The organism is Martelella sp. HB161492, assembly GCF_013184775.1.
Taxonomy (GTDB): Bacteria; Pseudomonadota; Alphaproteobacteria; order Rhizobiales; family Rhizobiaceae; genus Martelella.
In genome coordinates this window covers 157,143-181,943 of sequence record NZ_JAATVV010000008.1, presented here as the reverse complement: position 1 = coordinate 181,943, position 24,801 = coordinate 157,143, and the positions used below count along the sequence as shown (strand labels likewise).

The following is a 24,801-nucleotide window of genomic DNA, read 5'->3' as shown; positions in this document are numbered from 1 at the left end:
TCAATTTATCTGTCATATAGGGTCAATAGAGGACGCGTGCAAAGGTCAAGACCAAGACGCGCGCTGCCCCGGCCTTTTTCAGCATGCGTGTCGCTGCGGCGATGGTGGCGCCGGTGGTGAACACGTCATCGACCAGAACCAGCGTCTTGCCGAAGATTTCGCCCTCCCGGCCTTTCGCAATCGCGAAGGCGCCGCGCACATTGTCTTCGCGGGCGGCTCTGGTGAGGCCGACCTGGTGATCGGTGTGCCGTCGCCGTTCGATCAGCCCCGCGAGGAACGGCCTTTTGGAAAGCTTTGCCAGCTGGCGGGCGAGTTCGGCGGACTGGTTGAAGCGGCGGGCGACGAGGCGGCGGCGGTGAAGCGGAATTGCCACGATCGCGTCGGCCTCCTCGAGAATGCCATCAGCCGAGCGTGCCATAAAACCCGCCATCATCACGGCAAGGTCAGGGCTGTCGCGATATTTGAACATGTGAACAAGCACCCGTGCCTTGCCTTCATAGGCAACGGCGGAGCGCAGTTTATCGAAGGGCGGCGGATGGGCGATCGCTTCCGGCGACAGAATGTCCGTGCCGAGATCGTGGGAAAAGGGCAGGCCCAGAACCTCGCAATAGGGACGCTCGATAAAGCGGATATCGGACCAGCAGTCGGGGCAGAGCGCGTGCGGCGTGCCTGTTTGCCGTTTGCAGCCCGGGCACATGGCCGGCAGCACCAGCGTTCCGAGCGCGGCCCCGAACGTGCCGAGCGCACGGCCTGCAGCCAAGAGCGGAGTTTGCAGCCGGTGAATTGTGTCCATCGCTTGACATTATCGTTGTCAGGCGTTCTTTGCGAGCAGGATTTTACAGCGCCCGGCGTGAAGGAGACAGGATCATGGACGAAATCTTCGACACGGCTCTGGCAGCGTCCCGGCGTCTGAAAGCGTTGCAATCCGCAGTTCCCGGTGCCGACTTCCTGCTGAAGATCGCAGCCGAAGAACTGTCAGAGCGGCTCGGCGTGGTTGAACGTCATTTCGCCCACGGGGTGGAGCTGCATGGCGCAACCGGGCTTGCCGCCCGCGCCGCTCTTGCCACGGGCAAGGTCGAAACAATCGAGCGGGTCGAGGTGGATCAGGCCTTCGGCGCGACGGGTGAGGATCTGCGGGTCGCCGCACTGGAATGGCCTGATCTTGCCCCGCAATCGGTTAATCTCGTGCTGTCGCCGCTGGCGCTGCATCTGACCAATGATACGCCGGGCATGTTCATCCAGATCCGCCGGGCGCTGAAGCCTGATGGCCTGTTTCTCGCAGCCATTCCCGGCGCGGGAACGCTTGGCGAACTGCGCGACTGTCTGCTGGCCGCTGAGGCGGAGCTTTATGGCGGTGCAAGCCCGAGGGTCATTCCCTTTGCCGATGTGCGCGATATTGGCGGCCTGTTGCAGCGTGCCGGCTTCACCCTGCCGGTGGTGGATCAGGAAAGCTATACGGTGCGCTATGACAATCTGTTTGCGTTGATGGCTGACCTGAAGGCGATGGGCATGAGCAATCCGCTCGCCGGACGATCGAAAAAGCCGGTCGGTCGCGCCTTCTTCCTGCGCGCGGCCGAGCTTTATGCCGAGCGTTATGCCGATCCTGACGGGCGGATTCGCGCCACCTTTTCCATCATCTATGTTTCGGGCTGGGCGCCGCATGAGAGCCAGCAAAAGCCGCTGAAACCAGGCTCGGCCAAGGCCCGCCTTGCCGATGCACTCAACACCTCGGAAATTCCGTTGAAGCGCTGAGGGCGGCAGCCTCGGGGCGGGGATGGCGCCAGACCAGATCGGCCGGATGCGGACGGGGTGCCTGCCCGTCCAGAACGGCGCCAAGCCTTTTGGCAACGGCGATGGAGCCGGTATTGTCGGCGTCGGTATAGCTGACCAGCGTTTCAAGCTTCAGCGCTGAAAAGGCCCAGTCGCGCAAGGCGCTTGCCGCTTCCGTTGCATATCCCTTGCCCTCGTAACCGTCATAGAGCAGCCATCCGAGCTCATGCTCGGGATAAAGCGGCCCATGGTTGATGCCGACCTGACCGATACACTGGCCCGTTTCGGCAAGGTCGACCATCAATGCCCCATGTCCCAGCAACGGCCATTGCGCGATATCGTGGCAGAACATGTGCCAGGCGGCGGCTTCATCATGGGGCCCGCCCATGCCATTTGCCCGCGGCGAGGCCATGAGCGCGGCATAGGCGCTGAAGTCGCTCATCAAAGCCTCGCGCAGGATCAGGCGTTTGGTGTTGAGGCGCGGGATCTCGAACATCAGGCAGAGGTCCTAAAGCAGATCCTGCAGCATCGGGATCAGCGGTTCGTCAGCGGGCGGCATCGGGTAGTCGCGCAGATTGGCGGCGCGCACCCACTTGATCGCCTGTCCCTCGCGGCCGGTGGCAATGCCCTCAAACCGGCGGCAGACATAGAGCGGCATCAGCAGGTGAAAGCTTTCATAGGTGTGGCTGGCAAAGGTGAGCGGCGCCAGACAGGCGGGTTTCGTCGTCACCCCAAGTTCTTCCTCGAGCTCCCGGACCAGGCAGGCCTCCGGCGTTTCCCCCGGCTCGACCTTGCCGCCGGGGAATTCCCAGAGGCCGGCCAGCGCTTTGCCTTCCGGGCGCTTGGCAAGAAGAATGCGGCCATCGGCGTCGATCAGGGCGCAGGCGGCAACCAGCAGGATTTTGAAATCAGTCATCGGGTCTCGGTTTCTCGCCAGTAGCGGTAACGATAGGCCTCGGTGAAGCCCATATTGCGATAGAGCGTGATGGCAGGTTCGTTTGTGCTGGTGACCTGCAGCCAGGCTAGCCGTGCCGCGCGGCTCTTCGCCCAGTGCAGCATGGCTGTGGTGATGCCGCGTCCCAGACCTTGCCGGCGCTGACTGGCCTTCACTGTGAGAAGCTCAATGCCGGCCATCTCGAAATCCTGCACACACAGGCCGACGGCCAGCGGCGTTCCATCACTTTCTTCGCGGATGAAAAAGCCGTGGGCCGGGCGAATGCCTGTCACCACTTCAGCAAGGCCAGGCTTGGTCAGCCCATCTTCCGGCTTTACCGCCAGCACGGCATCGGCGAATCGGCCGATATCATGACTTGGCAGCAGATCCAGTGTCGCCTCGCCGCTGAACCGCGTCAGATCAAGGGTCATGACGATTGTCTCATCAAAGGCTTCGGCGCCCTCACTCGAGAGATACTCCATCAGCATTGCCGGCGTCAGCGGCGTCTCGCGCAAAAGCATGGGCCGGCCGAACGAGGCATAGTGACGGCGGGCCTTCTCCAGCCTGATTTCGATATCTGCAATGTCTGACTGATCCAGCACCGTGATGCTGTTGAGCCTCTTGGACGGGTGGCCCGCAGTCAGACGGTATTGCCAGGCGCCGTCATAGACGACGGTCTTTGCCGGCCATGCTCTGAGGCCCATAGCTTCAAGGCGCCGCACCAGCGGCAGATCTGTATTCACGTGTCTTTCGCTTCCGTGCGGGAACCCAAGTCATTGTTGTGGCCGCAATAATAGGCTGGGCGCGGTGTCTGTAAACACCATGATGACGGTGGCTGCAACAGTGTTGCCGCGCGGCAACTGAAAATGCTGGCCCTGGCGCTGCCGGTCTAGAGCGCCGCGCGTCCTTTTGGGCGCAGCAGGACGCTCCATCGTGTTGAAACTACGAATCGTTCTTTTCGAAAATCGATTCCGGTTTTCGAGCCGATGCGCTAGAGATAATCCGCGATTTCCACCGCGTCGATCTGCTCCGGCTTCATATTGGCTCTGGCGTAGCTGAGGCATGCGCCGGAGGTGAGGAAGAGTGCGAAAATATCGCCATCGATATGCCCCTCCGCGCGCATCGAGGCCATGATCGAAAGGGCACGCGAAAGTGGCATGGCCCGCCGATAGGGACGGTCGGCCGCCGTCAGGGCCTCGAAGACGTCGGCCACGGCGATCATCCGCGCCGGAATGCTCAGTTCCCGCGCATCCAGACTGCAGGGATAACCGTTCCCGTCCATGCGTTCATGATGGGCACCGGCAAGATAGCGAATGCCGTTGAGATGGGCCGGGAAGGGGATCTTGTCGAGCATGCGAATGGTGGAGACCGCATGTTCCTTGATCTTGTAGAATTCCTCGTCAGTCAGTGTGCCGCGGCGGATGGACAGGTTGTAGATCTCGCCGCGGTTATAGAGCACGGTCGGGACGTTGATGGTAAAGCCCCACGGATTGTCCGGGGCGATCTTGTCGCGTTCCTGCCGCTCGATGACATGGTTCGGGCTGTCGGCCAGGAGCGGCTCGGCCACCGGCAGGGCGGGCGCATCGGTCCTGGCCAGGCGCGCCTCCTCTTCCCATGAAAGGCCCAGCCGGTCGCTGAGGGTGCGGGTGAAGGATTTGCCGGCAATGGAATTCAGCCGTGCGATGGTTTCGGGCTGGATGGGCTCGGCCCCGGTGTTGCATGCGGCGACAAAGGCAAAATCCGCGTCCAGTTCGGCCCATTGCTGCGCCAGTCTGTCGAGACGGGCCTGCCGGCCGGCGCCCGCCAGTCCCTGTTCCGCAATGTCGCGCCAGCAGTGCGCTTCTGCCTCGCGTTTTGCCACCTCGAAGCGCGTGCGTATTTCGTGGATGCGATTGTAGATCGTCTCGAGCTTGGTCGATTTGTCGATGACATATTCCGGTGTCGTCACCTTGCCGCAATCATGCAGCCAGGCGGCGAGGTTGAGCGATTGCTGCTCATCGGCGGTCATGCTGAAATCCTTCAGCGGGCCTTCGGTTGTTGCGATCGCAGCCTTGGCAATCATTTCGGTCAAGACCGGAACGCGCTGACAGTGGGCGCCGGTATAGGGGCTTTTCTGGTCAATGGCGCTGGCAACCAGTTCCACCATGCCGAAAATGGTCTTGCGCTGGTCGTGGATCAGCCGTGCTGTCTCGATGACCGAGGACGCCAGACCGGAGATGGCGGAGGTGAAGGCGAGGATATCCGCCCGGTCGCGTTCGGGGTTTTCACTCGGCGCAAGAAAAAGAAGCAGGGCACCAAGCCTCAGCCCCTTGCGATCCGACAGACCGACGCGCACCAGCGTGAAATCTTCCGCCGCGATCGTATCGGGATACCATCGTGAGATTTCTGCCCGGCTTGCGGCCGAGACACGCCCTGCCGTTCCGGCCGTCGCCATCGCCGGATGCTGCCGCTGCTGGCGGTCCAGGACGGGAATCCGAGCGATATCGACATGCGCGCCGTCCATGACGGCGCAGGCCGGCTCGAGTTTGCCGTCGGTTGCGTCGAGATAGAGGATCGCGCCACGGGCCTCGGTCGCCTCGACGGTGCTGGACATGATCAGATCGAGCAGCGCGGTATAGTCCTCTTCTGATGTGAGCGCCTTGCTGACCGAAAGCAGGCGCTGGACCGTCGTCTCTAGCTTGTCGATCGCCAGGCCGAGTCGGTCGACTTCGACGATGAAAGACCGGTTCTTGTGTCGGGTATTGAAGCGCAGCAAGCCAATGTCATGCGCCTTGCTTTCCAGCCGGCGCAGTGAACCGGCGATGATATGGGCAATCACCAGTGCCAGCGCGATCGAGACGGCGATAACCCCGATGCACCAGTAGAGCAGGTGGCGACGAATGCGTTCAGCCTCGGCCGTCAGTTCGCTTTCAGGGCTGGCGATGACCAGCCGATAGGCGCTTGATCCGGGAAAGGCCTGGGCGAAGATGCGCCAGCGCTGCTGCCCTTCCGTGAGGGCGCGTGACACCACCTCAGCCGATGCGGTTGCACTCAGAATATCACTGAGTGCCTGCTTTCCTGCATTGGCCAGTGCGGGCGGCATGCCATAACTTGCCGCCGTCGCGGAATCTCCTTCCGCTCTCTCCCGTGTTGCCTCGCTGCTGGCAATCACCTGATCGCCGGCGCCGAGGATGACGGCGACGGAGGATGGCGTTGGGCGGTCCTGTTCAAGAATCTTGTTGAGCTGAGCCAGGGTGACATCGGCTCCGGCAACCGCAGATCCCGTCGGGTCCTGACGGCTGAAGGTCAGGCCGAGCTCTCCGGTGGTATAGAATACATAGGGGTCCGATTGGTGGATACCGATCGTATTGATTGCTTCCTTGTACCAGTCCCGCTGCCGGGGATCAAAGGTATAGCCCGGCTCGATGCGGTCCTGAAGAATGTGAAGCGAAGAATCGTAGAAGGTGTACCGTCCCTGCGACGGCGTGGAAGGACCATCACGCATGATCGTCTGCAACAGGAATTGGCTGTCGGGCGGGGCTGCAAGGCGCGCGGTTCCCGGCTGACCGGCGGTGATTCTGCGCATCAGAAAGAAGTCGCCGTCGCGATAACCCATGTAGACGGCGGAGATGGCGTTATCCTGACGCAGGATCTCGGCGAGCATTGCGGCGGATTTCTCGCGGCCCTCGAGGCTGGTCTCGTCGGCGAGCGCCGATTTGGAGACAAGCGTTGCCGCCATGGCCGCCTTTTCGGCGATCGCATTCAGGGACTGGCTCGCATTGCTGCTGGCTCTGGCGAAAAGCTGCTCCGCGGAAACGATCAGCATGTTTCGTGTGGCGTTAAACTGAACCACAACAATAACGGAGAGCGATGTCATCAGCAGCGCCAGCAACAGTGCTAGAACGTAGATACGCAATGAAATCCGGTGCGTCACTGTTTTCCCCAACGGCAATCTTGCAGAACCTGCTCATGCCTTAATCTGTGATCGCAATATCGCCAGTCTTTCTGCCGGCCGCGAAAGTCCGTTTCTGCGGTGATATCGCTGTCATTTTTGCATCGTTTTCGCCCGGTGCTGGGCGATCAAGTTAATCCCTTACAGGAAAGAGTCATAGTGATTTTCTGAATTGTGAGAACAATAAAAATCGATCTGTAAAAGCGGATGCAAGAAGAATAGCTATTCTGCGTAATATTAGCGCTTTTGGGATTAGACTTTTGGCGGTCTGGCATGGTTGGCTCCGCCGCTGCGCAAACACAAATCCCGGCACGCCAGACGGGGATGCCGGGATATTGCAATCAGATCAAAAGCGTCTCGGGCACAAGCCGGCCTGTGTGGCTCAGCTGCGATAATCGCCATTGATGGCGACATATTCCTTGGTCAGGTCGCAGGTATAGACCGTTGCCGTTCCCTCTCCAAGGCCGATATCGGCGCGAATGGTGATGTCGTCCTGCTTCATGACGTCGGAAGCGGCCGCCTCGGAATAGTCCGGATCGCGCTCGCCCTCGACGGCGACGCGGATATCGCCGAACCATATCGCCAGCCGGTCGCGTTCAGCCTTTTCGCCAGCCTTGCCGACGGCCATGACAACACGGCCCCAATTGGCATCCTCGCCGGCAACCGCGGTCTTGACCAGCGGCGAGTTGGCGATCGAACGGGCGATCACGGCGGCGGCCTGATTGTTCTCGGCGCCGGTTACCAGCACCTTGACCATCTTGCGCGCACCTTCGCCATCACGCACGACCTGAAGCGCCAGATCCATCATCAGGGCGTGAAGGGCGGAGCGGAAATCATCAAGCGCGGGATCGGCGACATCGGTCACCGGTGTCTGGCCGACCTTGGCTGCGGCCCCCGTTGCGAAGGCCAGGACCGTATCAGACGTGGAGGTGTCGCTGTCGACGGTCACGGAATTGTAGCTCGGGCCGACGCCTTCCGAGAGCAGCGCCTGCAGCACGGCCGCATCGATTGCGGCATCGGTGACGATGAAGGAGAGCATGGTTGCCATGTCGGGCGCGATCATGCCGGCGCCCTTGGCCATGCCGTTGATGGTGACGGAAACCCCGTCAATCGTGGCGCCACGCGTGGCAACCTTGGGATAGGTGTCTGTGGTCATGATGGCCTTGGCGGCATCAAACCAGAAATCCTCGACGGCCGCGCCGGCCATATTGTCGAGCACGCCCAGGAATTTCGAGGCGTCGAGCGGTTCGCCGATAACGCCGGTGGAGGCGAGGAAGACTTCGCTGGTGGCGCAGCCGACAGCGGCAGCGGCGGCCTCGCCGGTCAACCGGGTGGCCTCTGCGCCCTTCTTGCCGGTGAAGGCATTGGCGTTTCCGGAGTTTACGACGACAGCGCGCGCCGTGCCGTGGACCAGGTTCTGCCGGCAGTAATCAACTGGCGCAGACGGGCACTTCGAACGGGTGAAGACGCCGGCAACGCTCGCCGGCGCATCGAAGACCATCATCATGACATCGGTTCGGCCCTTGTATTTGATCCCGGCAGCGGCCGTTGCGAGGCGGACACCGTTGACGGGGGGCATTGGCGGATAGGATTTGGGCGCAAGGGGCGAAATGGCGGACGACATGATGGCTCCGTTCTAGATGGAGAAACGGCCCGCTTGATCAGAGCGGGCCGCGGGTCAGGCGATTACTGCTGTGCCTGCTGTTGTTTATTGACGTCGTCGTAGGCTTTCTGCAAGTCCTTATCTTCGATGACGACGGTATCACCCTGCTTCAGTGCGTTCATGGCTTCCATGTACTTGTCACGTACCACCATCTGGCGCACCTGCGGGGCGACCTGCTCGTAGGGAACGGGCTGCTTGTCGCGGATGTCTTCAACCTTGATGATGTGGTAGCCGAACTGGGTCTTGACCGGGGTTTCGGTATACTGGCCCGGCTTCAGGGCGAAGGCAGCCTTTTCGAATTCCGGAACCATCTGGCCCTTGGAGAAGTAGCCGAGGTCACCGCCGTCAGAGGCGTTGGAATCCTTTGAATGCTCCTTGGCAAGTTCGGCGAAGTCGGCGCCGTTATCCAGCTGCTTGATGATGTCCTTGGCCTCATCCTCGCTCTGGACGAGAATGTGTGCGGCCTTGACTTCTTCCTGCTTCGGCGCAGCTGCGATTTCCTTTTCGTAGCGGGCCTTGACCATGTCGTCGGTCACTTCGTCAGCAACATGCGCCTGGAAATATTCATTGTAGAGTTCCTGGTCACGCAGCTCGGCCATGCGGGCCTTGAACGCGTCAGTCTTGTCAATGCCCTCTTGCTCGGCGGCCTTTGCCATCAGCTTCATGTTGATCAGGCTCGAAAGCGCCAGTGCCTTCAGCTGCTCGGCGGGCATGTTGCCGACCTGCCCCTTGAACTCGGCAATCGCTGCATCAAGCTCGGACTGGTGGATATCCTGACCGTTGACCGTGGCGATGACGGTTTCCGGGGCAGGTGCGGGTGCGGCAGCGCTAGCATCGGCAGCCGGTGCCGCCGTGGCGTCGGTCGCCGGCTGAGCGGCATCCTGCGCGAAGGAGGGGAGGCCGAAACCGACGGTCGTCGCCAGAAGAGCAGCGGCTACCAAATAACGTTTTTGCATGAAATCACCTTTATCTGACTGGTGGAAAAGCATCGCGCCATTCCCTTCCCCCCGACCGTGTTCATAAGAATGTGGCCAATATGGAACGGCGTTTGTCGTTGACATCCCTTAACCCCCCTCTTATCTGTCTGCCTAGCCTGCGTCCAGTGACTAGGGGCGGCAAGCAGGTCCGCATGCCAGGAAAAACAACGTATGGCGTTACGTACGCATCGAATATGACAACTTTCAGAAAGAGCTATTGAAATGGTCTCACTCGGAGGCGTAGCCCGCAAATTGTTCGGATCGGCCAATGAACGCCGGGTCCGTTCCTACCGCCCGCGCGTTGCCGCAATCAACGCACGAGAAGCAGAAATTTCGGCTCTCTCTGACGAACAGCTGAAAGCCAAGACAGAGGAATTCAAAAAGCAGCTCGCCGATGGCAAGTCGCTGGACGATCTGCTTGTTGAAGCCTTCGCCGTGGTGCGTGAAGCATCCAAGCGCGTGCTGGGGCTCCGGCCCTTCGACGTGCAGCTGATCGGCGGAATGATCCTGCATGAAAATGCAATCGCGGAAATGAAGACCGGTGAAGGCAAGACCCTGGTCGCAACGCTTCCCGTCTATCTGAATGCCCTGTCCGGCAAGGGTGTTCACGTCGTGACCGTCAACGACTATCTGGCACGTCGTGACAGTGAGACCATGGGGCGGCTCTACAGTTTTCTGGGTATGAGAACCGGCGTCATCCACCACGGACTGTCCGATGAGCAGCGCCGTGAGGCCTATGCTGCTGACATCACCTACGCCACCAATAACGAGCTTGGCTTCGACTATCTGCGCGACAATATGAAGATGCAGCGCAACGAGATGGTTCAGCGCGGGCACAATTATGCGATCGTCGACGAAGTCGACTCGATCCTGGTTGATGAAGCCCGCACGCCGCTGATCATTTCCGGTCCGCTGGATGACCGCTCGGATCTCTATGTGGCAATGGACGCCGTCATTCCCTCGCTCAGCGAGGCAGATTACGAGATTGACGAGAAGCAGCGCTCGGCGAATTTCTCCGAAGAGGGGATGGAAAAGCTTGAGCAGCTGTTGAAGGCGCAGGGCGTTCTGAAGGGCGATTCGCTCTATGACGTCGAAAATGTCGCGATCGTTCACCACCTCAACAATGCGCTGAAGGCCCACAAGCTGTTCTCGCGCGACAAGGATTACATCGTCCGCAACGGCGAAGTCGTGATCATTGACGAGTTTACCGGTCGCATGATGCCGGGGCGGCGTTATTCGGAGGGCCAGCATCAGGCGCTCGAAGCCAAGGAACGGGTGAAGATCCAGCCGGAAAACCAGACGCTGGCCTCGATCACCTTCCAGAATTATTTCCGCATGTATGACAAGCTGGCCGGCATGACCGGTACGGCGGCAACGGAAGCGGAAGAATTCGGCAATATCTACAATCTCGATGTTGTCGAAGTGCCGACCAATCTGCCGATCGCCCGTCTCGACGAGGACGACGAAGTCTATATGACCGTCCACGAGAAATATCTGGCGATCGTTGAAGAGATCAAGATCGCCAAGGCCAAGGGCCAGCCGGTGCTGGTGGGCACGACCTCGATTGAGAAGTCAGAACTTCTCGCCGAGGCGCTGAAGCGCGACGGCATTGCCGATTTCAGCGTGCTGAATGCGCGTTATCACGAACAGGAAGCCTTTATCATCGCCCAGGCCGGTGTGCCCGGCGCTCTGACGATCGCCACCAATATGGCTGGTCGCGGTACCGATATTCAGCTCGGCGGCAATGTCGACATGCGCATCATGGCCGAGCTTGGCCATCTGGAGCCCGGTTTCGACGTCACCACCAATGATAAGGGCGAGCGGATCGAGACCCCCTGGAAGGTGACTCCGGCAGGACCGGAGCGCGATGCCCAGGAACAGGCGATCAAGGACGATGTTGTCAGGCTGAAGCAGCAGGCGCTGGAAGCGGGCGGTCTTTACGTCATTGCCACCGAGCGCCATGAAAGCCGCCGTATCGACAACCAGCTGCGCGGCCGTTCCGGCCGTCAGGGCGACCCCGGCCGTTCGAAATTCTACCTGTCGCTTCAGGATGACCTGATGCGCATCTTCGGTTCCGACCGCATGGAGGGCATGCTCCAGAAGCTTGGCCTGAAGGAAGGTGAGGCGATTGTTCATCCGTGGATCAACAAGGCGCTGGAGCGGGCACAGAAAAAGGTAGAGGCGCGCAACTTCGATATCCGCAAGAACCTGCTGAAGTATGATGACGTACTGAACGATCAGCGCAAGGTGGTCTTCGATCAGCGCAAGGAGCTGATGGATTCGGATGATATTTCCGACATCGTCGCTGACATGCGCGCGGAAGTGATTGAAAATGCTGTCACCCACCGCATTCCCGAACGTGCCTATGCCGAGCAGTGGGATGTTGCCGGTCTGAAGGAAGATTGCCTGCGGCTTCTGAACCTCAATCTTCCGGTCGAGGAATGGGCCAAGGAAGAAGGCATTGCCGAGCAGGAAATCCTTGAGCGCGTGACCGCTGCTGCAGACGCGTCGCGTCAGGCACAGATCGAGCAGGCGGCCCAGTTCGGCCCGGACGTGCTGAAATATGTTGAGCGTCAGGTTGTGATGCAGGCGCTGGACCATCTGTGGCGTGAGCATATCGTCAATCTCGACCATCTTCGTTCAGTGATCGGTTTCCGCGGCTACGCCCAGCGTGATCCGCTGCAGGAATACAAGCGCGAGGCTTTCGAGCTGTTCCAGGCGCTGCTGGCGAATATGCGCGAAGTGGCGGTCTCGCAGCTTTCCCGCGTGCAGCTGGTACGTGAGGCATCGCCGCCGCCGCCGCAGGCTCCCGTTGCGCCGCCGCGCCCCGATGAACTCCAGGCCCATCACGCCAATCCGGATACCGGTGAGGATGAGGTGGCGCAGGCCGCCGCACCCGGTGCTGCAGCCGCCACTGCCGCCGGCCTTGTGGAAGAGCTGCCGGAGGAATGGAAGCATGTCGGCCGCAATGATCTGTGCCCGTGTGGCTCCGGCAAGAAATTCAAACATTGCCACGGTCGTCTGGTCTGAGGACGAACGTCAGCTGAAATGCAAAACACCGCCCTTCGGGGCGGTGTTTTTGCTTCGGCCTGGGTCCGATGCGTGGATTCAATAAGATAGAGCGTCCTGGTGCGTCCAAAAGGACGCACGGCGCTCTAGAGGCAGCGTAAAACCAGGGCTTCCCATGGGCCAAGGGTCAGCATGTTGCCGCCAATGGTTCGCCCCTCGGTATTGGCGCAGGCCACTTCTGCACCAGCAATGCCGTCGATGGTGATTTCGGCGGGCTTCCGGGTGAAGTTGATCGCCGTGATAAAGCGGGTATCGCCAAGCTTGCGTTCGAACACGTAGAGGCTTTCGTGGTCCGGGGCGAGATCGCTGTAATGGCCATAGACCAGAGCTGGGCTGGCGTGGCGCAAGGCGATCAACCGGCGATAGTGATGGTAGATCGAGTTGTCGTCAGCCCGGGCGGCCGCGGCATTCACGTCTGGATAGCAGGGATTGACCGGCAACCATGTCTTGTCACCCGTGGTGAAACCGGCATGGGCGGTGCCATCCCACTGCATCGGCGTGCGGGCATGGTCGCGGCAGACCTTGTTGAGGTTCTCCAGCAGCTCTTCCGGCGTTGTCTTGCCGGTTTCGATGAAATCCTGGCGGAAGCCCTTCACCTCGATGTCGTCGAACTGGTCGAGGTCGGTGAAGGGATAGTTCACCATGCCGATCTCTTCGCCCTGATAGATGAAGGGCGTGCCGCGCATTGTCAGCATCATGGTGGCGATCGCCTTGGCCGAGAGAACGCGATATTCAGGCGAGGGATCGCCGAAATGATTGACGGCGCGCGGCTGGTCGTGATTGCCGAGGAAGACGGTATTCCAGCCGGTGGCGCCGACGGCGCGGTCGAGGCGGCCAAAGGTCGCCTTCATGTCCGTCAGCTTGCGCTCTTTCCAGCGCCATCCGTCCCGGTCGAGCATGACGACGGCGAAATTGAAGATCATGTTGAGCTCGCCGCGCGCCTCGTCAACGAAGAGCGGAGTTTCGATATCGTGAACCCCGGCAGCCTCGCCCACGGTCATGACATCGTAATGTGAGAGCACCTCGCGGTTCATCTCTTTCAGATATTCATGCAGGCGCGGACCTGAGGCATAGACATGGGCATGGTCCTTCATCTGCTCTGCTGTCATGTCCGGGAAATCGAAGTTTTTCGAGATGAAGGGAATGACATCCATGCGGAAACCAGAGACGCCCTTGTCGAGCCAGAAGCGCATCAGGTCATAGACCTCGGCACGCACCGCATCATTGTCCCAGTTGAGATCCGGCTGCTTCTTCGCAAAGTAGTGGAGGTAATAGTCGCCTGTTGCCGGATCCTTCTCCCAGGCCGATCCGCCGAAATAGGAGATGAAGTTATTCGGCACACCCTTCGATCCATCACGCCAGATGTAATAGTCGCGCTTGGGATTGTCGCGCGAGGAACGGCTTTCGACGAACCATTCATGCTCGTCGCTTGAATGGTTGACGACAAGGTCGATGATCAGGCGCATGCCGCGCGCTTTGATCTCGGCCAGCAGCCGGTCAAAATCGGCCATGGTGCCGAATTCGGCCATCACCTTGCGATAGTCGCGGATGTCATAGCCGTTGTCGGCATTGGGGCTGTCAAAATGCGGAGAGAGCCAGATCACGTCGATGCCGAGGCCAGCGATATGATCAAGCTTTTCGATGATGCCGGGAATATCGCCAATGCCGTCACCATTGCTGTCGGCAAAGGAGCGTGGATAGATCTGGTAGGCAACGGCTTCTTTCCACCACCGGCGGGTCTGACCTTCGGCTTCGCTCATCGCAATCTCCCTATGTCCTTGAATGTATCTGCGATTGTTTGTTTATGCCTTTTTCGGTCTCGTGCGCGCGTGAGGCAATCGCATGAAAATGAAAGACATATTTCATTTTTGAAAGGATAGGGCTGGCAAACGCCATGTGCGGCCTGCCCGCTGCCGCGCATCTTCGATGCGCTAGCCAGCCAGCTGGATGGCATCGGCGCCGGCAGGATAGCGCAGGCGTGCCGTGCCATCGGTTGCCGCCTGCCAGATGGCTGCCGCGACATCGCTTTCCCTGGTCGTCAGAGCGGGGCTGGCATAGCCGGCAAAGATTGGTCCGGCAAAAGCGGCATAGGCTTCGGGGATCAGATCCATCACCGGAATGTCCGTGTTTGCTGCAAAGCGGGTGGTCGGCGCATAGCCGGGCTCCACCAGCTTGGCGGCTATGCCGAAGGCGGCCAGTTCGTGGGCCAGCGAACCCGTAAAACCCTCTATGGCCTGCTTGCTGGCGGTATAGGCGGCGGCGAGCGGCATGGGCGCGAGTGTGGCGCTGGAGGTGACATTGACAATAACGCCGCCGCCGCGCGCACGCATCGCCGGGATAACCGACTGGGTCATCGCCATCGTGCCGAATGTGTTGGTCTCGAACACCTTGCGGATATGCGCCATCGGTGTCGCTTCAAACGCGCCGACCACGCCGATCCCGGCATTGTTGACAAGCACGTCGATCCCGTCCGCCGCCGCGATCGCTGCGGCGATGCTGTCGGGGCGGGTCACGTCCAGCGGCAGAAGGCGCAGCCGGTCTGAAACCGGAAAGCCTTCGCTGCGGGGATTGCGCATGGTGGCGATGACGTTCCAGCCCTTCGCCAGAAAATGCAGCGCGGTTTCATGGCCGTAACCGGATGAGGTGCCGGTGATGAGGACGGTTTTCATGTCGGTCTCCTGTCGTTCTCGTGTTGACAGGCGTAAATTTAAGGACAAATCTGAAACGATCATCAATGAATAGTGCCAATAAAATTTGCAAGAGTTCCAATTGTCCGATCCTCTTACGGAAATTGTCAGGCTGCTGAAGCCGCGAGCCGTCTTCTCCAAGCAGATCAGTGGCGCCGGGCGCTGGGCCGTTCGCTATGCGGCATCTGGCGCGCCGGGCTTTTGCGCCGTCACCGAAGGGTGCTGCCGGCTGACGGTGGATGGTGAGGTGCCGGTTCTTCTCGAAACCGGCGATTTCGTGCTGCTGCCAGCAACGCCGGCCTTCACCATGGCAGGGCTGGATCCTGCCCAGCCGGTTCACCGCGATCCGCATATGGCGTTACCGGCAACCGGTGATATGCGCTATGGGCGCAAGGATGGTCCGCCGGATCTCAGGCAGTTCGGCGGCTATTTCTCCTTTGCCTCGCCGGATGCCGATCTGCTCGTGTCGCTGCTGCCGGTCATGATCCATGTCCGCGGGGTGCCACGACTGGCGGAGCTGGTGCGCTATGTCGGGGAGGAGTCCGCCCGCGATGATATCGGGCGTGACCTCATTCTGGAACGGCTGGTCGAGATACTGCTGATCGAGGCCTTGCGGTCGATCCCGGCAGAAAAGACCCGGCCGGGCCTGCTCCGCGGCCTTGCCGATCCGCGCATCGCGCCTGCGCTGCGTCAGATCCATGCCGAGGTCGAACGGGCATGGACCGTGCACGCTCTGGCGGAGGTGGCAGGCATGTCACGCACAAGCTTCTTCCGCCGTTTCGCCGCTGTCGTCGGTGTCAGGCCGATGGAATATCTTCTGACCTGGCGCATGACCATTGCCAAAGACCTGTTGCGGGAGGGGCGTCTGGCGCTTGATCAGGTGGCCGAGCGGATCGGTTACGGCTCCGCCAGCACCTTTTCTACCGCCTTCAGCCGACATGTCGGCATGCCGCCGGGGCGGTTCAGCCGTGGATAGGAAAAGGCTCAGAACCGGTCCCTGAGTGCCTTAGCCTTTGCGCGAACGGCCTCGCCGTCCAGTCTGAAGCGGCGATATTCCCGGTCCTCGGTGCCTTTGCCCATGGAGACATGCGGGTTGCGGTAGCGCATCGGACTGTCGAAAAAGGCGGTGGCGCCGAAATGGAAATCAATGCCGGTGACAGGGTTGTCCTCGGCAAAGAGCGATCGCGGATCGGGATCGCCGCACACCATGATGATGATCCGGCCATTGGCATGGGCGATCATGGTTTTCAGAATGTCCTTTCCGGCCTCCGCCGTGATGCGCTGACCGGAGGACAATAGGCGGTCCACCCCGGCCTCGATCAGGTCATCAATGGCTTCGAGCGGATCGCGGGTCATGTCGAAGGCACGGTGGCAGGTCACGCCCATCGGCCGGGCCGCGGCAACGGCCTTTTTCATGCGATCGACATCAATGCGGCCGTCCGCAGTGAGAATGCCGGTCACCACGCCTGCAGCTCCGGCCTCCTTGGCAGCAGCAATATCAGCCAGGATCACTTCGAATTCCGCATCGCTGTAGCAGAAATCGCCGCCGCGCGGGCGGATGATCGGGAAGACGGGTATGGAAAGACGAGCGACCGCCAGCCGGATTTCGCCCATCGAAGGTGTGATCCCGCCTTCGCTGGCAAGCGCAGCGCAAAGCTCGATGCGTTCGGCACCTGCCTCTTCTGCTGCAAGCGCCTGTTCCAGACCCTCGACGCAGATCTCGATCATCGGTCTTGTCATGGTCGTCCTCAGCAGCAGGCGCAGCGTGTCAGGAAACGCTCCTCGAAGGGGCGGCGGCCCACTTCCATTTCCTTGCCGCCAAGATAGCAGGCGACGGGCTGCAGCATGCGCTTTCCGGGACGTTCCGTTCCACGCACATCGGAGAAAATGAAATTGGCCTCGCAGTCATCCAGTACGGTGATATCGGCATTGGCGCCGACGCCGATATGGCCGAGATCCGGGCGGCGGATCGAAAGCGCCGGACGGCTGGTCGACATGCCGATCACCTCCGGCAGGGAAACGCCGCAATTATAGAGCTTGCTCATCACATGCAGGAGGTCATAGCCGGGCCCCTCGACGGCAACGACATGGACGTCCGAGGAGATGATGTCGGGCAGGAAATCCTGACGGATCGCCGGTTCGGCGGTCTCGTAGGAAAAGGCACCCATGCCGTGGGCAATATCGAAAAGGACGCCGCGTTTGCGCGCCGCGATGATCTCGGGCAGGATCTCGCCATCCTCGGTCAGCGCCGAATTGGGCGAGGGGCGATAGCAATGGGTGAGAATATCGCCGGGGCGCAGCATCGAGACGACGTCGGCATAGGATGGCGGCGGTCCGCCAATATGGGTCATCAGCGGCAGGCCGACCTTCTCGGCGGCTTCCAGCGCCAGCTCCAGCGCCCCGAGCGCCAGTTCACCCGTGGCCGGTCCGCCGATACGGACCTTGACGCCGATGATCTTGTCGCGGTTTTCCTCGATCTTGGCAACGCAGCGATCAACCGGCAGCATTTCGCGCAACGTGGCCTCACCGATGAACAGGCCCTTGTCGAAGCCGAAAATGCCGGGAAACGAGATGTTGAGGAAGGCGAGAATGCGATAGGGCGAATGGGCCATGACATAGTCGCGGAAACCGTCATAGTTTCCGGCACCCGCACTGCCGGCATCGACGAGCGTGGTCATGGCCGAGCGGCGGGCAATCATGTTGGGATCGACGCTGAGTGAGGTCGCCTTATGATAGACATGGGTGTGCAGGTCGATCAGGCCCGGGACAACCAGCTTGCCCTTCACATCCTCAACCCTCTTGGCGCCCTCGGTGCTGATATCGGCCGCGACCGCCGCGATCGCTCCGTGCCTGACGGCGACGTCGAAAACGCCGTCTATGCCGTTGCGCTCGTCAAGTACGCGGCCACCCTTCAGGATCAGATCATAGGGTGCGGACGCAGTTGTGGTGGTCATAGAAGTGACTCCGTTCAGGCTCTGCCACCCATCAGTGGCTGGCAGATCGAATGCTTTTCTTGGTTTGAGGACGCCCGGATCGCTCAGAGCGGCTTGTAGGCGATCGCCTCGATCTCGACGAGAATGTTGATCATCAGACGTGCCTCGCTGGTGGTGCGGGCCGGGAATTTTCCGGGCTCGAAAAACGCCGCATAGGCCTTGTTGAAGCGACCGAAATCGCGGGCATCATGGAGCCAGGCGGTCGTCTTGCAGACATCCTTCATCTCGCAGCCGGCAAGCTTCAGCGCCTTCTCGATGTTCTTCATCACCTGGGTCGTCTGTGTCTCGATATCATGCGGGGCGATCGAGCCATCCGCGCAGACCGGCACCTGGCCGGAAACATAGACGAAATCACCGGCGCGCACGGCAGGGCTCAGCGGTGCCGCGCTGGGCGAGGTCTCGGGTGCATGGAAATGTTTCAGTTCGGACATTGTCTTAACTCACAGTCTTGAATTGAAAAGGATCAGCCCTTTACCGCTCCGCCGGAGAGCCCGGTGATCATGTGCCGCTGCAGCCACATGAACAGAATGGCGACGGGTATGGTGGCGACAAAGGTCGCGGCCATCACATGATGCCACTCGATCTGGTAGCGGCCGGACGACAGGGCGGCGATCTTCAGCGGCAGCGTGTAATGTTCGGACGAGCGCAATATGGCGAGTGCCAGCGCATATTCGTTCCAGGCGCCGATGAAGGTGAAAAGCGCCGTTACGGCAACGGCAGGCGCTGCCATCGGCACGAACACCGTGCGGATGGCGTGGAAGGCGGAGGCACCCTCCAGCCAGGCGGCATGTTCCAGCTCGACGGGAATGGAGGCGAAATAGGAGCGCAGCATCCAGACGGCAAAGGCGATGTGGAAGCAGCAATAGAGCACCGAAAGCGCGATCAGCGAATCGAGCGCGCCAATGCCGACCACAAGCCGGAACAGGCCGATCACCAGCACCACCGGCGAAAACATCTGCGTCACCAGAAGGAATGTCTGGAAGGTCGACTTGCCCTTGAAGGTGAGGCGCACCATGGCATAGGCGGCCGGCACAGAGACGAGGATGGTCAGAACCGTCGTCAGAACGCCGACAACAAGCGAGTTGGTAAGCGCCTCGCCGAAACCGACGGTTTGCCACATGTCCTTGAAGTTGACCCAGGCAAAATGGCTCGGGATCCAGCGCGGGTCACCGGACAGGACCTCATCGCCCGGCGTCAGCGACGTCGAAATCATCACCGCAAAGGGGAAGAGGTTGATGACGACCAGCGGAGACAGAATGATCCAGTAGATCAGGGAGCGACGGGCATCAGCCATTTTTTTCCTCCCGAACGAGGCGCAGATAGATCATGGCGAAGATGGTCAGAAAGACGAACATCAGGAGCGATACGACAGATGCTTCGCCGAGCTTTCCGTATTTGAAGGCGATCTTGTAGAGATAGGTCACCAGAATATCGGTGGAATTGGCCGGTCCGCCTTCCGTCAGGATCCAGATGATCGGGAAGGAATTGAAGACATAGATCACGTTCAGGACGATGGCGATGTTGAGATAGGGCTTCATCATCGGCAGGGTGATGGTCTTGAAACAGTGCCAGTTCGATGCCCCTTCCATCCTGGCTGCCTCGTAGAGATCCGAGGGCAGGGACGACAGACCGCCGAGGAAGATCGTTACCGTGAAGGGGATTGAGACGATGATGCCGATCAGGATCATCACAGTGAAGGCTGTTGAGCCACTGGACAGCCAGACCACCGGATCGCGCAGAATACCGAGCTGTTCCAGCAGATGGTTGAGATAGCCGGTCTCACCGTTCAGCGCCCAGCGCCAGACAACCGTCAGGAGCGACAGCGATACCGACCAGGGCAGCATGACGATCACCCGGGCAAAGCCGCGGCCGTGGAATTTGTCATTGAGGATCAGCGCCAGGCCGACCGAGCAGATCAGCGTGCCGCCGACCACCAGCAGCGTCCACCAGACCGAGCGTATGGCCGCCTGCTGAAACAGCGGGTCGGAAAAAACCGCGTGAAAATTGGCAAAATCATTCAGCCCCTTCACCTGGCCGAAACGGGTGACCTTGCGCAGCGAGGTCTGGATCAGCGCATAGACCGGGTAGATGATGATGAAGGCTGAAAGGATGAGGCCAGGGCCGATAAACAGTAGCGGCGCCAGCTTTTTTGACCAGAGCGAGAGGGGAGTGGGGGCCGCAATGCCCCCGTCACGCGCCATCTCCGGGTCGGATACGGAATGAGCGGGCATTGCGGCCTTGTCCTCAGTTCTGCGAGATGACGTCGTTGACCTTGGTCTCGATGTCGGACAGCGCCGCATCGGGCTCCATCTGACCGAGATAGGTCGACTGCAGGTCGGTAATCGTGGCGTCGGCGATTTCTTCCCAGCCGGCGACCAGCGGGGCAAAATGGGCGCCTGCCAGAAGGTCGGTGAACACCTTCAGGTCGGCATTGTCAGCAAACATCGGATTGGCTGCCTCTTCCTTGTTGACCGGCAGGAAACCTTCGGCCTGATCGAACTTGACGCGCTGATCGGTGGTGAAGAGGAAGTCGAGGAAGGCCCAGGCCTCATCCTTGACCTTGGAATTCTGGAACATCACGATCGAGTCGGTCACGCCGTAGGTCGCGGAGGTGGTGCCCTTCGGAACGGCAGCGAGGCCGTAGTTCAGGTCCGGTGCCTGTTCCTTCAGCTGCTTGGACAGGAACGGGCCGGTGATGACCATGCCGAGTTTGCCCTGCTTGAACAGGTTCTCGATGTCGGCGCGCTGATAGTCGGTCACGCCCGGTTCGGTCAGGCCTTCCTTGATCATCGTCGTGTAGATGTCCATGGCCTTCTTGCCGGCATCCGAATTGACGGCCGACTTGCCATCGGCATTGAGAATGGTGCCGCCGTAGCTCCACATCGGGTAGTACCAGTAGACGTCCGTCTCGGTGCTCTTGCCCTGAATGCCATAGGCATAAGTGCCGTCCTTGCCGAGATCCTTGATGGCGCGCGAAACGGTCAGCATGTCGTCCCAGGTGGCCGGCGGGGCATCAAAGCCGGCTTCCTTCAACAGGTCCTTGTTGTAGAACATGGCGCGGGCCGAAGCGGCGATCGGCAGGCCATAGGTTGTGCCGTCGACGACCGAAGGCGTCAGGAAGGTCTGGAAGAAGCGATCCTTGAAGGCATCGTCCATATAGCTGTCGAGCGGTTCGACAACGCCCTGATCGGCATAATCGAGAATCCAGCGGGTGCCGATCACGGCGAGGTCGGCATTGACGCCACCGGAAATGTCGGTGACGAGCTTCTGCTGCAGCGAGGCCCACGGCACCATTTCAAGTTCGATCTTGGTGTCGGGATGTTCCGCCATGAAGGCGTCGGCGGCCTGCTGGAAATATGGCATGGTGTTGGAAGAATATTCCGGGATCGTCACCCGCACGGTGCCTGCCTCGGCGGCGCCTGCGGCAAGAATGGCGAGTGTGGAAGCGGCAAGTGTAAGACGCATTGCGCCCTTGATCTTGCGCGTGGAAAGCTGATGCATGATTTTTCTCCAGATTGGAGCCGGTCTTGTGCCGGCGTTCCCCTACGACTTTAGCTTAGGCTGACGATTTCCTCGTCGTCAATGCAGGAAATGCAAAATTATGCAAAAAACAAATATTGCGCAATTTGCATTACCATGTCAGCATTCGCCGGACAGAAAGAGGGCAAGAAGCCACGATGAATGGAACAGCAGATGAAAAATACCGCGGTCTTTTTGCCTATGGCTGGGACATTGCGGAGATGGATGATCAGCGTTTTGTCGATGAAGTTCATCGGCTTGGCCTGAACACGGTCACCTATGCCGCCGCCTATCATGCCGGCAAGTTTACCAGGCCGAAAGGCATCAACGGCAAGATCTTCTTTCCCGAAGACGGGCGCACGCATTTCGCTGCGGATGCGTCGCGCTACGCAGCGATCAAGCCGGAAATCAGTGGATTTGCGGCCGGCAATGATGTGTTCGCGCGGCTTTGCGCCCGCTCCGATGTCGATGTCAGCGCGTGGACCGTTCTCCTGCATAATAGTTTCCTCGGCGCCCGCCATCCCGATTGCGTGGTCGAGAACGCTTTCGGTGACCGCTACGTCTATTCGCTTTGTCCCTCCAATCCGGACGTGCGTGCCTATGCCGTCAACCTTTGCGCCGACATCGCCAATTCTCACGATGTTGCCGGGCTGACGCTGGAGACGCCTGGCTTTTTGCCGTTCCGCCACGGCTATCACCATGAATTTGCGTTGCTGGGCGCAATGCCGGGCACGGAAATGCTGCTTGGCCTGTGTTTCTGCGAAAATTGCGCAAATCGTGCAAAATTTGCAGGGATTGATTTCGCCGGTCTGCGGGGCCGCGTGAAGAAACATGTGGCAGGCGCCATGGATGCCGCCTATGAGCCGCATCCCGTGACCAACCGCGCCTGGGTCGAGGCCGATCTGGTGCTGGATGCCGATCTTGCCGCCTATCACCGCATGCGCTGCGATGCGGTGACCAGCCTGGTCGGAGAGATCCGGGAGGCGGTGCGCAAGGATGCGAGCATCCACATCATTCCTTCGGTCAATCAGCCGGTCGGTCTTTGCTATCTGGAAGGGTCTGATCTTGCGGCACTGTCAAAGGTTGCCGATGGGCTGGAAGTCTGCTTCTACACGCCGCCGGCCGAGACGGCGCTGACGGAATTGTCGGAAATTCGCGCGCGCACCGGAGAAGACGTGTCGATCCGGGCGGTGCTGCGGCCCGGCGCGCCGGACTATTCCAGCGAAGGCGGCTTTGGCGCAACGGTCAGCGCGCTTGAAAGCGCCGGGGTTTCCGGCTTTGGTTTCTACAATTACGGTCATGTGCGCGCGAGCGGGCTCGAATGGGTCGGCCGCGCCATGCATGGCCTCAAATGAAAACCTCATAAAAATGAGAACGGGGAACTGAAATGAAAAGACTTGAAGGGCGCGTTGCGCTTGTGACAGGTGGCGTTGGCGGTATCGGAACCGCCGTGGTCAAGGATTTCCTGGCCGAAGGGGCCAAGGTTATCATCAGCGATATCAAGGCCGAGGCCGTCGATGCTGCAGTTGCCGCCTATAAGGCTGAAGGCTTTCCTGTCGCCGGGGCTGCCGCCAGCATCATCGACCTTGATGCATTGCAGGCAGCGGTCGATGCCGCCGTTGCCGAACTCGGACCGATCGATATCGTTGTAGCCAATGCCAATACCGGCGGTGCGACGACCACCATGGACAAGACCTCGCCGGAACGCTTCCGTCAGGACGTCGCCGACAATATGGCAGGGCAATACAACACCATCCGCGTTGCCATTGATGGCATGAAGGCAAAGAAGCACGGCGCGATCGTTGTGGTCGGTTCGGTCAACGGCCTCGCCACCTTCGGCCAGCCGGCCTATAGCGCCGCCAAAGCCGGGCTTGTCAGCCTGACGCGCACCATGGCGACGGAATATGGCGAGCACAATATCCGTGCCAATATCGTCTGCCCCGGCACGGTGCAGACGCCTGCCTGGGATCACCGTATCGCCCGCAAGCCCGATGTCATGGACGGGCTGAAGAAATGGTATCCGCTGCAGCGCGTTGCCATGCCGGTCGATATCGCCAAGGCGATCACCTTTCTGGCCTCCGATGATGCCGGCTTCATTTCGGGTGTTACCCTGCCGGTCGATGGCGGGCTGATGGCTGGCAATCTGGCGATGTCACGCGAGCTGACGCTGGAGGATATGTGATGGCGGATCTGGTTCTCTCGCAGATCAACAAGCATTACGGCGATCATCAGGTTCTGCACGACATCGACCTGATGATCCCGGATGGCGAATTCGTCGTTCTGGTTGGCCCGTCGGGCTGCGGCAAGTCAACGCTTCTGCGCATGATTGCCGGTCTGGAAGAAGTGACCTATGGCGACCTCATCATCGGTGGACATCGCTCCAACCATGTCACGCCGCAGCGGCGCAATATCGCCATGGTGTTCCAGTCCTACGCGCTGTTTCCGCATATGACGGTGCGTGACAATATCGCCTATGGCCCGAAGCTCAGAGGCGAAAAGGCAGAAGAGATCGACGTCAAGATTGCCCATGCCGCCGAAATCCTCAACCTGACGCCCTATCTGGAGCGCTATCCGCGCCAGCTTTCCGGCGGCCAGCGCCAGCGCGTCGCCATGGGCCGTGCCATTGTGCGCGAGCCGAGCCTGTTTCTCTTCGATGAGCCGCTTTCCAATCTCGATGCGCAGCTGCGTGTGCAGATGCGCACCGAAATCAAGGCGCTGCACAAGAAGGTCGGCCGCACCTCCATCTATGTCACCCATGACCAGATCGAGGCGATGACGCTTGCTGACCGGATCGTGGTGATGAATGCCGGCCATATCGAGCAGATCGGCACGCCGCTGGAACTTTATGACACGCCGAAAACGCTGTTCGTCGCCAAGTTTATCGGCTCGCCGGCCATGAACCTGCTGGATGCCACGATCGCCTCGTCCGACGGACAGATGCGGGCCATGATCAGCGACAGCATTTCCATTGCACTTCCCGGTGCCACGGGGCTGCAGCCGGGCGACACGCTGACGCTCGGTATCCGGCCTGAACATTTCGAACTCGCTCCCGACGGCGAGGGCCTGCCGCTGGCGGTCGATCTGGTCGAGCAGACCGGCGCCGATACCTATGTCTACGGCAAGGTCGGCGGGCAGAGCGTGGTGGCGCTGTTCCGCCATCGCCTTGTTGTCGACAGCGATGCGGTCCTTTCGGTCCGCCCCCAGCTCGGCATGGAGCATCTGTTCAATCCCCAGACGGGAAAGCGCATCTGAAAGGGT

The 24,801-nt window shown here is 60.3% G+C and carries 21 protein-coding genes; 6 read left to right on the top strand and 15 right to left on the bottom strand.

Going from position 1 to position 24,801, the window contains the following annotated elements:
* Positions 1-22: 22 nt before the first annotated feature.
* Positions 23-793: a ComF family protein gene (locus HCK86_RS15055; RefSeq protein ID WP_281409607.1), complete on the bottom strand. Its 771-nt coding sequence runs from the start codon at positions 791-793 to the stop codon at positions 23-25.
* Positions 794-867: 74 nt separating this feature from the next.
* On the opposite strand from HCK86_RS15055, the gene HCK86_RS15050 reads away from it, so the two are divergent.
* Positions 868-1,752 carry a methyltransferase domain-containing protein gene (locus HCK86_RS15050; RefSeq protein WP_176085290.1) on the top strand — a complete coding sequence of 295 codons (885 nt, stop codon included), beginning with the start codon at positions 868-870 and terminating at the stop codon, positions 1,750-1,752.
* Here HCK86_RS15050 and HCK86_RS15045 read toward each other — a convergent pair.
* The 6 genes from HCK86_RS15045 to HCK86_RS15020 all read right to left on the bottom strand — a co-directional run bounded on the left by HCK86_RS15045 (position 1,721) and on the right by HCK86_RS15020 (position 9,254).
* Entirely contained in the window at positions 1,721-2,266 is a 546-nt protein-coding gene (locus HCK86_RS15045) for a GNAT family N-acetyltransferase (protein WP_176085289.1), read from the bottom strand. The genes HCK86_RS15050 and HCK86_RS15045 overlap by 32 nt on opposite strands.
* Before the next feature lie 12 nt (positions 2,267-2,278).
* Positions 2,279-2,686 carry an 8-oxo-dGTP diphosphatase MutT gene (gene mutT, locus HCK86_RS15040; protein WP_176085288.1) on the bottom strand — a complete coding sequence of 136 codons (408 nt, stop codon included), beginning with the start codon at positions 2,684-2,686 and terminating at the stop codon, positions 2,279-2,281.
* The gene (locus HCK86_RS15035) at positions 2,683-3,447 is read right to left on the bottom strand and encodes a GNAT family N-acetyltransferase (RefSeq protein WP_348641084.1); all 765 of its coding nucleotides are present in this window, start codon (positions 3,445-3,447) and stop codon (positions 2,683-2,685) included. Before HCK86_RS15035 ends, mutT begins: the two co-directional genes overlap by 4 nt.
* Positions 3,448-3,695: 248 nt before the next feature.
* A complete protein-coding gene (locus HCK86_RS24310; RefSeq protein WP_176085287.1) occupies positions 3,696-6,617 on the bottom strand; it encodes an HD domain-containing phosphohydrolase in 2,922 nt (973 codons plus the stop codon).
* A gap of 400 nt (positions 6,618-7,017) precedes the next feature.
* The gene (gene argJ / locus HCK86_RS15025; protein WP_176085286.1) at positions 7,018-8,259 is read right to left on the bottom strand and encodes a bifunctional glutamate N-acetyltransferase/amino-acid acetyltransferase ArgJ; all 1,242 of its coding nucleotides are present in this window, start codon (positions 8,257-8,259) and stop codon (positions 7,018-7,020) included.
* 62 nt (positions 8,260-8,321) lie between these two features.
* A complete protein-coding gene (locus HCK86_RS15020) occupies positions 8,322-9,254 on the bottom strand; it encodes a peptidylprolyl isomerase (RefSeq protein WP_176085285.1) in 933 nt (310 codons plus the stop codon).
* Between the two features lie 243 nt (positions 9,255-9,497).
* Here HCK86_RS15020 and secA point away from each other — a divergent pair, with 243 nt between their 5' ends.
* Entirely contained in the window at positions 9,498-12,305 is a 2,808-nt protein-coding gene (secA, locus tag HCK86_RS15015; protein ID WP_176085284.1) for a preprotein translocase subunit SecA, read from the top strand.
* Between the two features lie 125 nt (positions 12,306-12,430).
* Here secA and HCK86_RS15010 read toward each other — a convergent pair whose 3' ends face one another.
* Together HCK86_RS15010 and HCK86_RS15005 are read right to left on the bottom strand one after the other, a co-directional pair.
* Entirely contained in the window at positions 12,431-14,104 is a 1,674-nt protein-coding gene (locus HCK86_RS15010) for an alpha-glucosidase (RefSeq protein ID WP_176085283.1), read from the bottom strand.
* A gap of 171 nt (positions 14,105-14,275) precedes the next feature.
* Positions 14,276-15,013, bottom strand: a complete 738-nt coding sequence (locus HCK86_RS15005) for an SDR family oxidoreductase (RefSeq protein ID WP_176085282.1) — start codon at positions 15,011-15,013, stop codon at positions 14,276-14,278.
* A gap of 100 nt (positions 15,014-15,113) precedes the next feature.
* Between HCK86_RS15005 and HCK86_RS15000 the strand changes: the two genes are divergently transcribed.
* Positions 15,114-16,007 (top strand): AraC family transcriptional regulator, encoded by an 894-nt coding sequence (locus tag HCK86_RS15000; protein WP_176085281.1) that lies wholly within the window; start codon positions 15,114-15,116, stop codon positions 16,005-16,007.
* An 8-nt stretch (positions 16,008-16,015) separates the two neighbouring features.
* Here the strand turns inward: HCK86_RS15000 and HCK86_RS14995 are convergent, their stop codons facing one another.
* The 6 genes from HCK86_RS14995 to HCK86_RS14970 form a co-directional block, all read right to left on the bottom strand.
* Entirely contained in the window at positions 16,016-16,771 is a 756-nt protein-coding gene (locus HCK86_RS14995) for a copper homeostasis protein CutC (protein WP_176085280.1), read from the bottom strand.
* Positions 16,772-16,779: 8 nt separating this feature from the next.
* On the bottom strand, positions 16,780-17,985 hold the full coding sequence (locus HCK86_RS14990) for an amidohydrolase/deacetylase family metallohydrolase (RefSeq protein WP_176085279.1): 1,206 nt from the start codon (positions 17,983-17,985) through the stop codon (positions 16,780-16,782).
* Between the two features lie 83 nt (positions 17,986-18,068).
* Complete coding sequence (locus HCK86_RS14985) at positions 18,069-18,455, bottom strand: RidA family protein (RefSeq protein ID WP_176085278.1); 387 nt, start codon at positions 18,453-18,455, stop codon at positions 18,069-18,071.
* Between the two features lie 32 nt (positions 18,456-18,487).
* Positions 18,488-19,318, bottom strand: coding sequence for a carbohydrate ABC transporter permease (locus HCK86_RS14980; RefSeq protein ID WP_176085277.1), 831 nt, complete (start codon positions 19,316-19,318; stop codon positions 18,488-18,490).
* The gene (locus tag HCK86_RS14975; protein WP_246739621.1) at positions 19,311-20,255 is read right to left on the bottom strand and encodes a sugar ABC transporter permease; all 945 of its coding nucleotides are present in this window, start codon (positions 20,253-20,255) and stop codon (positions 19,311-19,313) included. Before HCK86_RS14975 ends, HCK86_RS14980 begins: the two co-directional genes overlap by 8 nt.
* A 13-nt stretch (positions 20,256-20,268) precedes the next feature.
* The gene (locus tag HCK86_RS14970) at positions 20,269-21,489 is read right to left on the bottom strand and encodes a sugar ABC transporter substrate-binding protein (protein ID WP_176085365.1); all 1,221 of its coding nucleotides are present in this window, start codon (positions 21,487-21,489) and stop codon (positions 20,269-20,271) included.
* Between the two features lie 212 nt (positions 21,490-21,701).
* Here HCK86_RS14970 and HCK86_RS14965 point away from each other — a divergent pair, with 212 nt between their 5' ends.
* From HCK86_RS14965 to ugpC, 3 genes are read left to right on the top strand one after another with little or no spacing between them, the layout of a single operon-like run.
* Entirely contained in the window at positions 21,702-22,898 is a 1,197-nt protein-coding gene (locus HCK86_RS14965) for a hypothetical protein (protein WP_176085276.1), read from the top strand.
* Positions 22,899-22,930: 32 nt separating this feature from the next.
* Positions 22,931-23,725 carry an SDR family oxidoreductase gene (locus HCK86_RS14960; protein ID WP_176085275.1) on the top strand — a complete coding sequence of 265 codons (795 nt, stop codon included), beginning with the start codon at positions 22,931-22,933 and terminating at the stop codon, positions 23,723-23,725.
* A complete protein-coding gene (ugpC, locus tag HCK86_RS14955; protein WP_176085274.1) occupies positions 23,725-24,795 on the top strand; it encodes a sn-glycerol-3-phosphate ABC transporter ATP-binding protein UgpC in 1,071 nt (356 codons plus the stop codon). The genes HCK86_RS14960 and ugpC overlap by 1 nt, the downstream gene beginning before the upstream one ends.
* Positions 24,796-24,801: the final 6 nt, after the last annotated feature.

Coding starts and splice junctions, on each gene's coding strand:
- HCK86_RS15055 (WP_281409607.1), bottom strand. CDS start 793: ATGGACACAATTCACCGGCTGCAAACTCCGCTCTTGGCTGCAGGCCGT.
- HCK86_RS15020 (WP_176085285.1), bottom strand. CDS start 9,254: ATGCAAAAACGTTATTTGGTAGCCGCTGCTCTTCTGGCGACGACCGTC.
- HCK86_RS14995 (WP_176085280.1), bottom strand. CDS start 16,771: ATGACAAGACCGATGATCGAGATCTGCGTCGAGGGTCTGGAACAGGCG.
- secA (WP_176085284.1), top strand. CDS start 9,498: ATGGTCTCACTCGGAGGCGTAGCCCGCAAATTGTTCGGATCGGCCAAT.
- HCK86_RS15050 (WP_176085290.1), top strand. CDS start 868: ATGGACGAAATCTTCGACACGGCTCTGGCAGCGTCCCGGCGTCTGAAA.
- HCK86_RS15045 (WP_176085289.1), bottom strand. CDS start 2,266: ATGTTCGAGATCCCGCGCCTCAACACCAAACGCCTGATCCTGCGCGAG.
- HCK86_RS14960 (WP_176085275.1), top strand. CDS start 22,931: ATGAAAAGACTTGAAGGGCGCGTTGCGCTTGTGACAGGTGGCGTTGGC.
- HCK86_RS14970 (WP_176085365.1), bottom strand. CDS start 21,489: ATGCGTCTTACACTTGCCGCTTCCACACTCGCCATTCTTGCCGCAGGC.
- ugpC (WP_176085274.1), top strand. CDS start 23,725: ATGGCGGATCTGGTTCTCTCGCAGATCAACAAGCATTACGGCGATCAT.
- HCK86_RS14985 (WP_176085278.1), bottom strand. CDS start 18,455: ATGTCCGAACTGAAACATTTCCATGCACCCGAGACCTCGCCCAGCGCG.
- argJ (WP_176085286.1), bottom strand. CDS start 8,259: ATGTCGTCCGCCATTTCGCCCCTTGCGCCCAAATCCTATCCGCCAATG.
- HCK86_RS15010 (WP_176085283.1), bottom strand. CDS start 14,104: ATGAGCGAAGCCGAAGGTCAGACCCGCCGGTGGTGGAAAGAAGCCGTT.
- HCK86_RS15005 (WP_176085282.1), bottom strand. CDS start 15,013: ATGAAAACCGTCCTCATCACCGGCACCTCATCCGGTTACGGCCATGAA.
- mutT (WP_176085288.1), bottom strand. CDS start 2,686: ATGACTGATTTCAAAATCCTGCTGGTTGCCGCCTGCGCCCTGATCGAC.
- HCK86_RS14965 (WP_176085276.1), top strand. CDS start 21,702: ATGAATGGAACAGCAGATGAAAAATACCGCGGTCTTTTTGCCTATGGC.
- HCK86_RS14980 (WP_176085277.1), bottom strand. CDS start 19,318: ATGGCTGATGCCCGTCGCTCCCTGATCTACTGGATCATTCTGTCTCCG.
- HCK86_RS14975 (WP_246739621.1), bottom strand. CDS start 20,255: ATGCCCGCTCATTCCGTATCCGACCCGGAGATGGCGCGTGACGGGGGC.
- HCK86_RS14990 (WP_176085279.1), bottom strand. CDS start 17,985: ATGACCACCACAACTGCGTCCGCACCCTATGATCTGATCCTGAAGGGT.